The 12,892-nt window shown below is 72.5% G+C and carries 8 protein-coding genes and 1 pseudogene; 8 read left to right on the top strand and 1 reads right to left on the bottom strand.

What is annotated here, in order from left to right:
- Positions 1-45: 45 nt before the first annotated feature.
- Entirely contained in the window at positions 46-1,092 is a 1,047-nt protein-coding gene (locus ACXN5W_RS14230) for a LacI family DNA-binding transcriptional regulator (RefSeq protein ID WP_473158732.1), read from the bottom strand.
- A 344-nt stretch (positions 1,093-1,436) separates the two neighbouring features.
- On the opposite strand from ACXN5W_RS14230, the gene ACXN5W_RS14225 reads away from it, so the two are divergent.
- From ACXN5W_RS14225 to pseI, 8 genes and pseudogenes are all read left to right on the top strand, one after another.
- Positions 1,437-2,858 carry an ABC transporter substrate-binding protein gene (locus tag ACXN5W_RS14225; RefSeq protein WP_473158731.1) on the top strand — a complete coding sequence of 474 codons (1,422 nt, stop codon included), beginning with the start codon at positions 1,437-1,439 and terminating at the stop codon, positions 2,856-2,858.
- 34 nt (positions 2,859-2,892) lie between these two features.
- Entirely contained in the window at positions 2,893-3,861 is a 969-nt protein-coding gene (locus ACXN5W_RS14220) for a carbohydrate ABC transporter permease (RefSeq protein WP_473158730.1), read from the top strand.
- 91 nt (positions 3,862-3,952) lie between these two features.
- Positions 3,953-4,804, top strand: a complete 852-nt coding sequence (locus tag ACXN5W_RS14215; RefSeq protein WP_473158729.1) for a carbohydrate ABC transporter permease — start codon at positions 3,953-3,955, stop codon at positions 4,802-4,804.
- Positions 4,805-4,806: 2 nt separating this feature from the next.
- Positions 4,807-6,918 carry an MGH1-like glycoside hydrolase domain-containing protein gene (locus tag ACXN5W_RS14210; protein WP_473158728.1) on the top strand — a complete coding sequence of 704 codons (2,112 nt, stop codon included), beginning with the start codon at positions 4,807-4,809 and terminating at the stop codon, positions 6,916-6,918.
- Entirely contained in the window at positions 6,915-9,968 is a 3,054-nt protein-coding gene (locus tag ACXN5W_RS14205; protein ID WP_473158727.1) for a hypothetical protein, read from the top strand. Before ACXN5W_RS14210 ends, ACXN5W_RS14205 begins: the two co-directional genes overlap by 4 nt.
- On the top strand, positions 9,956-11,020 hold the full coding sequence (locus ACXN5W_RS14200) for a glycoside hydrolase family 172 protein (RefSeq protein WP_473158726.1): 1,065 nt from the start codon (positions 9,956-9,958) through the stop codon (positions 11,018-11,020). Before ACXN5W_RS14205 ends, ACXN5W_RS14200 begins: the two co-directional genes overlap by 13 nt.
- A gap of 150 nt (positions 11,021-11,170) precedes the next feature.
- Positions 11,171-11,725, top strand: a pseudogene (locus ACXN5W_RS14195) (GNAT family N-acetyltransferase); the annotation flags it as partial.
- Positions 11,726-11,834: 109 nt separating this feature from the next.
- Positions 11,835-12,887 (top strand): pseudaminic acid synthase, encoded by a 1,053-nt coding sequence (pseI, locus tag ACXN5W_RS14190; protein WP_473158756.1) that lies wholly within the window; start codon positions 11,835-11,837, stop codon positions 12,885-12,887.
- The last annotated feature ends 5 nt before the right edge of the window (positions 12,888-12,892 follow it).

Genomic DNA, 12,892 nt, shown 5'->3' with positions numbered 1-12,892 from the left:
CGGGATCGGGTCCGGTCGGGGATCGGGGTGGGTCGCTGGACGGGATCAGGCGTCGGGCACCAGCGGGCTGTCGTCCAGCCACTCCGTGCTGTCGGTGACCGGCGCCGGGCAGGACGCGCGGACCGCCAGTGAGCAGGGCAGCCGCCGGACACCCGGCTCGGGTTTGCCGTCGATGGCGCGCAGCAGGCTCTCGGCGGCGAGCCGGCCCAGGCGGTAGAGGTTCATGTCCACCGAACACAGCGGTGGTCGGGTCGCCGCGGCCAGCAGCGTCCAGTTGTCGAAGCCGACCAGGGCCACGTCGTCGGGGATCCGCACGCCCAGCCCGCCGAGCGCGTCGGCGACGCCCCGGGCGATCTGGTCGCTGCCGCAGAAGATGCCGTCCACCTGCCGGTCGGCCAGCAGTCGCTGGGCGGCCAGGAAGCCGGCCCGCTCGGTGAACGATCCGTACGTGATCAGGTCGTCGGGCAGTTCGAGGTCGTCCTCGGCGAGCGCCCGGCGGGCGCCGGCGATCCGTTCCCGCACCGCCAGCACGGACCCCGGTCCGGTGATGTGGGCGATCCGCCGGCAACCCTGGCGCAGCAGTTGCCGGGCCGCCAACCAGCCGCCGTGCTCGTCGTCGACGGTGATGCTGCTGTCCTCGTCGTCGCTGGAGGTGGTGTAGGCGTAGAGCACCGGGAAGGGCAGGCTGCGCGGCAGTGGCGGCGCCGGGTCGGTGGCCCGGCCGGTGATGATGAGCCCGTCCACCCGGCGGGCCGCCAGCACGTCCAGGTAGTGCCGCTCGCGGACCGCGTCGCGGCGCGCGTCGCAGAGCAGCAGGCTCGCGGTGTCCACCGACAGCGCGTCCTCCACCCCACCCAGCAACGGCGGGGTGAACCGGCCGTACCCGTCCCGGGTCAGCAGCCCGACCGTGTACGTCCGGCCGGTGGTCAGCGAGCTGGCGTTGCGGTTGGGTCGGAAGTCGAGCTGCCGGGCGGTGTCCAGGATGCGCTGGCGGGTCTCCGGACGCATTCGTCCCTTGCCGTTGAGGCCCTTGGACGCGGTGGCCACGGAGACGCCGGCGGCGCGGGCGATGTCGCGGATCGTGGGCGCCACAACCATCCCTTCGGGCCATGTTGAGAAACCGCTTGCGCAGTCATTTGGGAAACTTCCCGCGCCGTTCTGAAGATCGGCGGGGGCCGGATCGGCGTCGGATGGCTATCGAAGGTAAACGCGCCCTGCTGGGAAAGCTAGGGCCGGAGCCCAAAAATTTCTGCGCCCTTGGCCGGCCGGCCAACGAGCGGTCAACCGGCCGTAGCCCTCGGTGAGAAACACGTTGGTTCACGTTGGGAAACTGGTTTCTCACAGCTCAACCGTTGACGGCGTTTCTCGGGCCTGGTTACGGTCCCTGCCAAGTTTCGGGCCGGACCCCACCCCCCATCCCCCACGGCAGGAGCGAGATGAACGACAACCACACGCCGCCCGCCCACCCCGGCGGCGCCCTGGTGAACCGCCGGACGCTGTTGCGGTGGGGGTTCGGTGCCGCCGCCGCGGTGACCGCCGCCCCGCTGCTGGCCGCCTGCGGCTCCGACGGCGAGGCCGCGGCCGACGGCGAGGTCACCCTCAAGGTGGTGGGCTTCCAGGTCCCGCCCGAGGAGAAGGGTTCCGAGCTGGACAAGGCGTACCAGAAGTTCCTCGCCGACTTCCAGACCCAGAACCCCAAGATCAAGATCGAGTCGATCCAGGCGCCGCCGAACTTCGACACCCAGATCATCGTGGACCTGGCCTCGGGCAGTGCCCCGGACCTGTGGTCGCAGGACGCCTCCAGCCTGGCCCCGCTGATCCAGCGCAAGCTGCTGCTGGACATGCGCAAGGTCACCGAACAGCTTCCCGCGCTGAACACCGACCGGTTCTTCCCGCAGGTGCTGGAGATCCACAAGGGCGAGGACGGCGGGATCTACGGCCTGCCCAACGACTTCACCCCGATGGTCGTCTACTACAACCCCACGCTGTTCACCAAGGCCGGTGTGCCGGCACCGCAGGCCGGCTGGAGCTGGGACGACCAGCTCGCCGCCGCGCAGAAGCTCACCCTCGACAACAAGGGCCGCAACCGGCTCGACCCCGCCTTCGACGAGGGCAACGTGGCGCAGTGGGGCTACCGGCTCAGCCAGTACGCGTACCAGTGGGTCTACCGGATCTGGCAGAACGGCGGCGACGTCATCTCGCCGGACAAGAAGACCGCCACCGGCTTCCTGGACGCGCCGGCCGCCGTCGAGGCCATCCAGTGGTACGCCGACCTCGTACTCAAGCACAAGGTCGCCCCGTCGCCGTCGACCCTGGAGAAGCTGACCAACGCCTCGGACGCCAACGCCCTGTTCGTGCAGGGCAAGTTCGCGATGTTCGACAGCGGCCACTGGGCGCTGGTCGGGCTCACCGGCGCCAAGGGCTACGCGCCGGACAAGGTGGCCGTGGCGCCGCAGCCCAAGCACACGGCCGAGGCCACCGCGCTGTACGAGTCGAGCTTCGTGCTGCGGCACGACCTGCCGAAGGCGAAGTACAAGGCCGCCGCGCAGTTCATCGAGGCGGCCACCAGCCGGGGCTACCAGGACACCAAGGCCATCACCGGCATCGCCATCTCGGCGAACTCCGAGGCGGCCAACGCGGGGCTCGGCAACGCGCAGGCCAAGTTCGCCAAGCTCGACAAGGTGTTCGTCGACGCGACCGCCAACGGCCGACCGCCGTACGGCTCGAAGATCGGCGCGTACCCGACGATCGAGAAGGCTCTGGACGGGATGATGGAGCAGATCCTCCGTGGCGCCCCGGTCCAGGAACAGGTGGCCAGGACGGTCACCGCGATCAACCGCGAACTGTCGAAGCGATGAGCGGACCCGACATCGCGCGCGGCGGGGGGCCGGCATGAGCGGCACCCTCCAGGCCGGTGCCCCCGGCGTCGCGCTGGACGTACCCGCCACGAGCGGGAACCGTCCGGCGCGGCGCCGCCGGCGCGGCCGGCGCTCCGAACGGGTGGGTTACCTGTTCATCCTGCCCGCCACCGCCCACCTGGTGCTGTTCGCGCTGGTACCGATCCTGTTCAGCCTCTACCTGTCGTTCCACGAGTGGACCTCGCCGAGCTTCCTCGGCGCGCCGTTCGTGGGCCTGGACAACTACCTGGCGCTGTTCGGCGACGACCCGTTCTGGCACGCCATGTGGAACACCGCCTACTACACGATCCTGTCGGTGCCGATCGGCATGGCGGTGAGCCTGGCGCTGGCCGTCGTGGTCAACCAGAAGCTGCGCGGGATGAACGTGTTCCGGGCGATCTTCTTCATGCCGGTGATCACCTCCTGGGTCGCCGTGTCGGTCATCTGGATCACCCTGCTGTCCCCGGACGCCGGCCTGGTGAACTACCTGTTCAAGGTGCTGCACCTGCCCCAGCAGAACTGGCTGGACGACCCGCACGCCGCGATGTTCGCCATCGTGCTGATCAACACCTGGAAGAGCGCCGGGTTCAGCATGGTGATCTGGCTGGCCGGCCTGCAGGCCGTACCCCGGGAACTGCTGGAGGCCGCCTCGATCGACGGCGCCGGCAGGTGGCGGCAGTTCTGGCACATCACCCTGCCGCTGCTGGCGCCCACCACCATCTTCCTGGTCATCACCGGCGTGATCGGCGGCTTCCAGGTCTTCACCCCGATGTACGTGATCACCGAAGGCGGCCCGCTGGGCGCCACCGACGTGGCGGTCTACCACATCTACCAGCGGGCCTTCGAGGAGTTCTCGATGGGCTACGCCTCCGCGCAGGCCTGGGTGCTGTTCGCGGTGATCTTCCTGGTGACCCTGCTGCAACTGTGGTTCATCCGCCGTCGTGGCGAGTCGAACCTGACCTGAGCCGCCCCACCCGATGGAGAAGCCGCCGCCCATCCGGCGGAAGAAGCCGCCCTACCCGGCGGAGAAGACGAAGAGGCGACGGAGAGTCCCGATGTCCCGACGCAAGGCCCTGGTCGGCGCGCTGCGCACGGTGCCGACGTACGCGATCCTGGCGCTCATCGGCGCCTTCATGCTGGTGCCGTTCCTGTGGATGGTCACCACCTCGCTCAAGCCCTCGGGCACCACGTTCTCGTATCCGCCGGACCTGATCCCGGACTCGGTGGACTTCGGCAACTACGTGAACCTGTTCACCCTCGCGCCGTTCGGCAAGTACGTGCTGAACAGCGCCGTGGTCACCGTGGTCACGGTGGTCGGGCAGGTGGCCTTCTGCGCCAGCGCGGCCTACGGGTTCGCCCGGCTCAGCTTCGCCGGCTCGAAGTCGATCTTCGTGCTGTTCCTGGCCACCATGATGATCCCGTTCCAGGTCACGATGATCCCGCTGTTCCTCATCGTGTTCAAACTGAACTGGGTCAACACGTACCAGGGGCTCATCGTGCCGGGCATGTCCAGCGCGTTCGCCATCTTCCTGCTCCGGCAGGCGTTCCTGACCATCCCGCGCGACTACCAGGACGCCGCCCGGATCGACGGCGCCGGCGAGTTCACGGTGTTCTTCCGGATCTTCCTGCCGCTGGTGAAACCGGCCCTGGCCACGGTGGCGGTGTTCGCCTTCATGGGCACCTGGAACGACCTGCTGTGGCCGCTGCTCATCGCTCGGGACGAGGACATGCGCACCGTGGAACTGGGGCTGGCCTACTTCAACGTCACCTCCTCCGCGTACCAGCAGCCCAACTGGCCGCTCATGATGGCCGCCTCGGTGGTCTCGCTGCTGCCGGTGGTGCTGGTCTACATCTGCGCGCAGCGCTACTTCGTGGCCGGCATCTCGCTCACCGGCGTGAAGGGTTGACGATGGCCTCCGGCACCGGATTCCCGGTCGACGACTACACCCCGCACGGCTACCTCGACATCCCCACCCACACCCGGGAACTGACCCCGGCCGGGGTGGTCCGCTCGCACGACCTCGGTTTCCGCTGGCACTTCCCGGCGTACGCCCGCAACTACGGCGGGCGGCGCGAGGTGTACCGGGCCGGCCTGCGGATCGCCGCCGACGGGGTGCTGCACGAGGGCGACTTCGACCGGGTGGTCGCGCCGTACCACTCGAAGGATCTGGTGGAGTTCGACGCCCAGTGGCCGGGCGGGGCGCTGCGCGCCGAGTTCCACCTGGTCGGCCCGGACGTGCTGGTGGCCCGGGTACGTGGCCGGGTGGCGACCCGGCTGACCGTACGGGTCGACCACACCCGGCAGATCGGCGCCGACGGCGGATGGGGCGAATCCGGGCTGGTCGGCCGGTGCGACGGTGACACGGTCCTGCTCCAGGGCTTCGAGGACGGCGAGGCGTTCGCGCTGTGGGTCTCCGACCCGGACGCCGTGCCGGCGGTCACCACCGACCCCGGGGTGGCCGACGGCTGGACCCGGACCGGGCCGCCGGGCCCGGAACCCGGCCCGGTCACCGTGCTCGGCGACCGGGGCGAGCGGGTGGACCTGGCCGCCGTGCTGGACCTGGCGGGCGGGCGGGAGCACGACCTCACCGTGCTGCTGGCCCGGGGCCGCACCGCGACGCAGGCCCGGGACCGGCTGGCCGAGGCCCGGGACCGGCACACCGCCGTCCGCGCCGCGCTGCGCGTCGGCGACGAGCGGTTCTGGGCGACCGCGCCGGTGCTGTCCGGCGACTGGCCGGCACACTGGCGCCGGGGCCTGGTGTACGACCTGGAGACGCTGCGGATGATGGTGAAACCGCCGGTGGGGATCTACACCCACCCGTGGGACGCCATGCAGGTGCAGGCCCCCCGGGTGGTGCTCGGCGAGGCCGCGATCGACGCGTTGCTGCTCGGCTACGCGGACCCGGCCCTGGCCCAGCGGCTGCTGCTGGGCACCTTCGCCGACGCGCCCGCACCCAACGTGCCGTGCTCCCGCGAGGACGGCAGTTACAACATGGTCTCCGCCGACGGCAGCGACTGCGGCACCGGGCCGCAGTGGGGCTACCCGTGGCTGGTGCTGCGCCACCTGTGGGACGCCAACCCCGACGTGGACTGGCTGGCGCGGATCTACCCGCACCTGGGCGCGTACCTCGACTGGTGGCTGGCGCACCGGCGGGACGCCGAGGGCTGGCTCGGCCACGCCTGTAGCTGGGAGTCCGGCCAGGACCTGTCGCCGCGCTTCGGCGACCAGCCGCTGGGCGGCGGGCATCCCACGTACCACCTGCGGCCGGTCGACCTGCACGCCGCCGTCGCGCACGCGGCGGACACCATGGCCGGCTTCGCCCGGATCCTCGGCCGGGACCGCGACGTGGCCGGCTGGGCGGCGCTGGCGCAGCGGTACGCCGCCGCCACGGAGGCACTGTTCACCGGCGACCGGTACGCCGACCACGACGGCCACACCGGCGGGCCGACCGACGTCGACGACGTGATGCTCTGGGCGCCGCTGGCCCTGGGGTTGGCCGGTCCGGAGCAGGCCGACGCCCTGCGCGACGCGATCCGGGCCGTCGATCCGACCGAACTGGTCTGGCCGATGTTCGTCTGGACCGTGGTCGACGCCGCCCGCGCCGCCGGGGAGCACGACACCGCGGCCACCGTCGCCGCCGCGGTGGTGGACCGCGCGTACCGGTTCTGGGACGCCCGGGAGACCGACGACGAGCGGACCCTGCCGGGGATCGCCTGCGAGTACTGGCCGCCGTCGGGCCGCTGCGGCGGCGAGGGGTACGGCTGGGGCGCGTTCGGCGTACACCTGCTGCTGGGTGTCCTCGTGGGTGCCCGGATCGTCGACGGTCGGCTGCTGGTGCGGCCGAACCTGCCCGCCGAGCTGCGGGTGCCCGGCCGCTCGTACCGGGTCCGGCTGACCCACCGTGGCCGGCCGGTGCCGGTGACCCTGCGCCCCCGCGCCGACGGGGTGGACGTGGAGGTGGCCGGCCGGACCGTGGCGCTGGCCTGGGCGCAGGAACACGGTTGGGAGTTGAACCGATGAGCGCGGTCGGGCCGTGGGAGTGCCGGCTGGTCGGCACCGAGGACTGGTGTCCGGTGCCGGTGCCCGGGTCCTGGGAGCAGGCCGGGATCCCGAAGGACCATCCCGGTCCGGTGGAGTACCGGGCCACCGTCCAGGTGCCGGCCGAGGCGCGCGGCCGGCGGCTACGGCTGCGGTTCGGCGCGGTCAGCTACGCCTGTGAGGTGCTGGTCGACGGCCGGCGGGCCGGCCGGCACACCGGGATGTGGGACGCCTTCGAGCTGGAGATCACCGGCCTGGTCGAGCCGGGCCGGCCGGCCGAACTGCTGGTCCTGGTCGAGAAGCCGGCGAGCCTCACCGCCGGACCCGACTCCCCGCCGGTCCCCGGCCGGTATCCCGCCCGGGAGACCCTGGCCGGCTTCCTGCCGTACGTCTGGGGGCACTCCCACGGCGGGGTCTGGCAGCCGGTGGAACTGCTGGTCAGCGGCGACTGCGCGGTGCGTGACGTGGACCTGGCCGGGACGGCCGACGGCCGGCTCTCGGTGGCGGCCACGCTGCTCGGGCCCGGTGAGGTGACCGTCGAGGTCCGCGACCCGGCTGGCCGGGTCGTCGCCCGGGACCGCCGGTCCGGCGACGCGGCGGTGGCCTTCGAACTGACCGTCCCGGACCCCCGGCCCTGGTCGCCGCGCGACCCCGCGCGGTACGCGGTCACCCTGCGCACCAGCGACGGGGACGAACGGACCCGGCACACCGGACTGCGCACGCTCACCGCCGACGGCGCGCTGCTGCGGCTCAACGGCGAGCCGACCTTTGCCCGGATGGTGCTCTCCTGGGGCTGGTATCCGGACCGGCTGCACCCCGATCCCGGTCCGGAGCGGGTCCGCGCGGACCTGACCGAGCTGCGCCGGCTCGGCTTCAACGGCGTCAAGCTGTGCCTGTGGTTCCCGCCCGAGTACTACTTCGAGCTGGCCGACGAGCTGGGCATGCTGCTCTGGGTCGAACTGCCGATGTGGCTGCCCCACCCCACCGCCCACTTCCGGGCGCAGCTTTTCACCGAGGCGGAGCGGCTGGTCCGGACCGCCGCCAACCACCCCTCGGTCATCCTGATCACCCTCGGCTGCGAGCTGTCCGCCGCGATCGGCGCCGACCTGCTGGGCCCGCTCTACGACCGGGTCAAGGGGCTGGCGCCCGGCACGCTGGTGCGGGACAACAGCGGCTCGGGGGAGGCGTACGGCGGCCTGCTGGACGAGTTCGCCGATTTCGACGACCACCACTTCTACTGCGAACCGGCGTACTTCCGGGCCACCCTGGACCATTTCGCGCCCCGGTGGCGGACGCCCCGACCGTGGCTGTTCGGCGAGTTCTGCGACCTGGACACCTTCCGGGACCTGCGCCGGCTCGACGGTGCCGGTGCTGGCGCTGGTGCTGGTGCCGACGCGGGTCTTGGCGCTGGTGCCGGCGTCGGCGCCGACGCCGGTCTTGGTGCCGGTGCCGAGGGCCGGGGGTCGGTCGCCGGCAGCGCCGACCCGCCGTGGTGGACCAGCGCCGACCCGGCGGTCAATCCGCAGGGCGCCCGCTGGCAGTACGACGTTCCCGCCCAGCCGGAGACGTTGCGCGGCAACGGCTTCTGGGACCGGGGCACCGAGCTGGAGCGGATCTCCGCCCGGCAGGCGGTGCTGCACCGCAAGGTCACCCTGGAAGCCGTCCGGGCCCGCGCCGACACCAGCGGGTACGTCGTCACCGGCGAGCGGGACACCCCGATCAGCACGGCCGGTCTCTGGGACGATCTGGGTCGGCTGAAGGTCGACCCGGCCGAGTTCGCCGCGTTCAACTCCGATCTCGTGGTCACCCTGGACTGGGACCGGCGACGGGCCTGGACCGCCGGCGGTGACCGTCCGGCGCCCTGGGACACCTGGTGCCACCTGCCCGGCGCCCGGATCCGGGCCCATCTGGTGCTGGCCCACCACGGTCCGGTCGGTGGCCGGGCCCAGGCCCGCTGGCGGGTCGACTTCGCCGACGAACCCGGTGGTGCCGGGTCCGGCGACGTCGGGCCCGCTGCCGTGGGTGGTGTCGGCCCCGGCGGGGGAGACGGTGTCGCCCCTGGCGGTGCCGGCTCGGGTGGGCCGGTAGCGGCCGGGCGGCTGGACGCCGAGGTGGCGTCCGGGGCCGTGACCGGGCTGGGGGTGGCCGAGTTCGTCGCGCCCCCGGTCGACCGGCCCCGCCGGGCGGTGATCCGGGTCGAGGTCGAGTGCGCCGGACAGGTCACCGCGAACAGTTGGCCGTGCTGGTTCCTGCCCGGGAACGGCTGGGCGGACACCGGTCCGGTGGCGCTCGTCGACCCGGCCGGCCGGCTCGGTGAGCTGGCCGTGCTGGCGCCCCGGACGGTCCCGCCGGGCACCCCCGGCGCGGTGCTGGTGGCCACCGCCTGGACCGGGTCGGTCCGCCGGCAACTGCGCGCCGGGGGCAACGCGGTGTTGCTGGTCGACGCGGCCTGCGTGGATCCGCCGCTGCCGGTCACCGCCATGCCGTTCTGGCGGGAGGCGGTCAAGACGATCGAGTCGCACGAGGCGTGGGGCGACTTCCCGCACGACGGCTGGACCGATCTCCAGTTCGCCGGCATGGCCCCGGACCTGGCCCTGGAGATCACGGACCTGCCCGTCGGGGCCCGGCCGCTGCTGCGCCGGGTGGACACCCGGACCTGCGCGGTACACGACTACGCGGTGGAGGTGCCGTACGCAGCCGGGCGGCTGATCGTCACCACCCTGCGGTTCGCCGGCTCGCACGGCGACCAGCCGCTGGGGTTGCGCCGCAACACCGGGGCCGCCTACCTGCTCGGCCAGTGGGTCCGGGCGCTGGCCGCCGACGTACCGCCGGCCGGCGCGGCCACCGGCGGCACGGACCGGGCAACCGGCGGGCTGGACCCGGTGGCCGGTGGGCCGGACCCGGTGGTCGGTGGGCTGGACCCGGTGGTCGGTGGGCTGGACCCGGTGGTCGGTGGGCTGGACCCGGTGGTCGGTGGGCTGGACCCGGTAGCCGGTCGGCCCGCCGTTCCGGAGGGCGGGTGGGGGCACTGACTCTCGGGCCGTCGTTGCTGACGTCCGGGCGGACCCGGTCGATCAGCCCGGAGAACCCGACCGGCGCCAAGGGCGCGGGCGGCGCGGCGACCACCGGCACCGGCGCCACCGCCGCCCGCGACCTCGGCGTCGGCTGGAAGATCTCCCCGAGCGTCGAGATCCCCGCCGGGAGCACGCACGTGCTCGCCGAGCTGACCGGTCCGGGGGTGATCCGGCACCTGTGGTGCACCACCCACCCCCGGCACTGGCGCTCGCTGGACCTGCGGATCCACTGGGACGGTGCCACCGACCCGGCGGTCGCGGTGCCGCTGGGCGACTTCTTCTGCTCCGGATGGGGAGAGTTCGCACAGGTCAGCTCGATCCCGGTGGCCGTCAACCCGCACGGCGGGTTCAACTCGTACTGGGAGATGCCGTACCGGGCGGGGGCCCGGCTGACCGTGCGGAACCTCGGACCCGACCCGGCCGTGCTGTTCTACCAGCTCGACTACGAGGTCACCGACATACCGGACGGTGCGGGATACCTGCACGCCACCTGGCGACGCAGCAACCCGGTCCCGGACCGGCAGCCGCACACCATTCTGGCCGGCGTGCCGGGCCCGGGGCACTACGTCGGGACGTACCTGGCCTGGGGGGTCAACAACTCCGGCTGGTGGGGCGAGGGCGAGCTGAAGTTCCACCTCGACGGCGACGGCGAGCTGCCGACGATCTGTGGCACCGGCACCGAGGACTACTTCGGCGGGGCCTGGAACTTCGACGTGCCCGGACAGGGGTACACCGCCTACAGCACCCCGTACCTGGGGTTACCGCAGATCATCCGACCGGACGGGCGCTACCGCAGCCAACAGCGGTTCGGGATGTACCGGTGGCACCTTCCGGACCCGATCCGGTTCGCCGAGGATCTCCGGGTCACGGTGCAGGCACTCGGTTGGCGGTCGGGCGGCCGCTACCTGCCGCTGCGCGACGACATCGCCTCGACCGCCTGGTGGTACGCGACCCACCCGGACCACGGCCCGGTACCCGACTTCGACCCGGACCACCTGGAGGTCGTCTGACCGGTGACCGGCGGGGCCCGCACCCCCGACCCCGTACTGGTCACCAGCGGTTCATCTGATGACCCTTCGGCGGTAACCAGATCCTGGGTTCCGGGCCGCTACGGTGGGCCGCTGTCAGCCAATCGACGACCAGGGGTGTGGGTGCGGAACATGCTGCGCGCGGCCGGTGCGGACGACCGCGACGTCCTGCTCACCTGGCGCAACCATCCGGAGGTCCGGCGGGTCAGCCTGACCACCCACGAGATCGGTGCCGCCGAGCACCGGGCGTGGTGGGCGGCGGTCCACCGCGACCCGTCCCGACAGGTGCTGGTGTACGAGCACCGCGGTCTGCCGGCGGGCGCGGTCATGTTCACCGGCCTGCCGGGCGTCGACCCGACCGGCGAGCCTCACCCGGCTGTCCGGACCGGTCCAGCCGGTGGCGCCGGAGTGGCCGGCGGGGTGACCGGGCGGAGCGCCACCTGGGGCTACTACCTCGACCTGGCCGGGTTGCGGGAGCGGGGCGAACTGCTGCCGGCCTGGCTGGGCCTGGAGGGCGCCGTCGTGGCGTACGCCTTCGACGAGCTGGGGCTGGACCGGCTCGGCGGCGAGACGCTGGCGGACAACACCCAGGTCCTGGCCCTGCACCGGCGGTTCGGGTTCCGCGAGACCCGCCGCTACCACCGGCCGGTCGACGGCGTCGACCGGGAGGTCGTCTGGACCGAGCTACGTGCCGCCGACCGTCGCGACTGCGGTCCCACAACACCGACAACACCGGCACCGACAGCGCCGGTACGCACCGAAACCGTTCCCACCGAAACCGGAGGCCCCCGTGTACGTGTCTGAGCCGTTCCTCGTCGGCGACCACCTCGTGGGCGCGGGACAGCGGCCGTACGTCGTGGCGGAGCTGTCCGGCAACCACAACGGCGACCTGGGCCGGGCACTGGCCCTGGTGGACGCGGTCGCCGACGCCGGCGCGCACGCGGTGAAGCTCCAGACGTACACGGCCGACACGTTGACCGTGAACGTCGACCACCCGAGGTTCCGGATCGGCGCGGGACACGACCTGTGGGGCGGTGAGCACCTCTACCAGCTCTACCAGCGCGCGCACACACCGTGGGAGTGGCACGAGACGATCTTCGACCGGGCCCGGGAGCGCGGCCTCACCCCCTTCTCCAGCCCGTTCGACCCCACCGCCGTGGACCTGCTGGAGAAGCTCGACGCGCCGCTCTACAAGATCGCCTCCTCCGAGCTGGTGGACCTGCCGCTCATCCGGCTGGTGGCGGCCACCGGCAAGCCCGTGATCCTGTCCACCGGCATGGCCACGGTCGGCGAGATCGACGCGGCGGTGCGGGCGGCCCGGGAGGGCGGCTGCACCGAACTGGTGCTGCTGGCCTGCACCGCCTCGTACCCGGCGCCGCCCGAGGAGAGCAACCTGCGCCGGCTGCCGGTCCTCGCCGACATCTTCGGCACGCCCGTCGGACTCTCCGACCACACCATGGGGATCGGTGCCCCGCTCGCCGCCGTCGCGCTCGGCGCCTGCCTGATCGAGAAGCACGTCACGCTGGCCCGCGCCGACGGCGGGGTGGACTCGGCCTTCTCGCTGGAACCGGCCGAACTCGCCGCCCTGGTGGTGGAGAGCGAGCGGGCCTGGCAGGCGCTGGGTGGGACCGCGATCGGCCCCACCGAGGCCGAGCGGGAGGGGCTGCGGTTCCGTCGCTCGTTGCACGTGGTGGCCGACGTACGGGCCGGCGACCCGGTCACCGCCGAGAACGTGCGGTCCATCCGGCCGGCCGGCGGTCTGCCGCCGGACGCGCTGGCCAGCGTGCTCGGGCGGACCTTCCGGACGGATGCGGCGACGGGTACGCCGTTCTCCTGGGATCTGGTGTAGGAGTC

It is taken from the genome of Plantactinospora sp. A48 (assembly GCF_055793945.1).
Note: the sequence above shows the minus strand (reverse complement) of the source record. Positions and strands in the feature narration are given on the sequence as shown.

Excerpts from the sequence above, each read along its gene's own strand:
- ACXN5W_RS14225 (WP_473158731.1), top strand. The coding sequence starts at position 1,437 with ATGAACGACAACCACACGCCGCCCGCCCACCCCGGCGGCGCCCTGGTG.
- ACXN5W_RS14220 (WP_473158730.1), top strand. The coding sequence starts at position 2,893 with ATGAGCGGCACCCTCCAGGCCGGTGCCCCCGGCGTCGCGCTGGACGTA.
- ACXN5W_RS14215 (WP_473158729.1), top strand. The coding sequence starts at position 3,953 with ATGTCCCGACGCAAGGCCCTGGTCGGCGCGCTGCGCACGGTGCCGACG.
- ACXN5W_RS14210 (WP_473158728.1), top strand. The coding sequence starts at position 4,807 with ATGGCCTCCGGCACCGGATTCCCGGTCGACGACTACACCCCGCACGGC.
- ACXN5W_RS14205 (WP_473158727.1), top strand. The coding sequence starts at position 6,915 with ATGAGCGCGGTCGGGCCGTGGGAGTGCCGGCTGGTCGGCACCGAGGAC.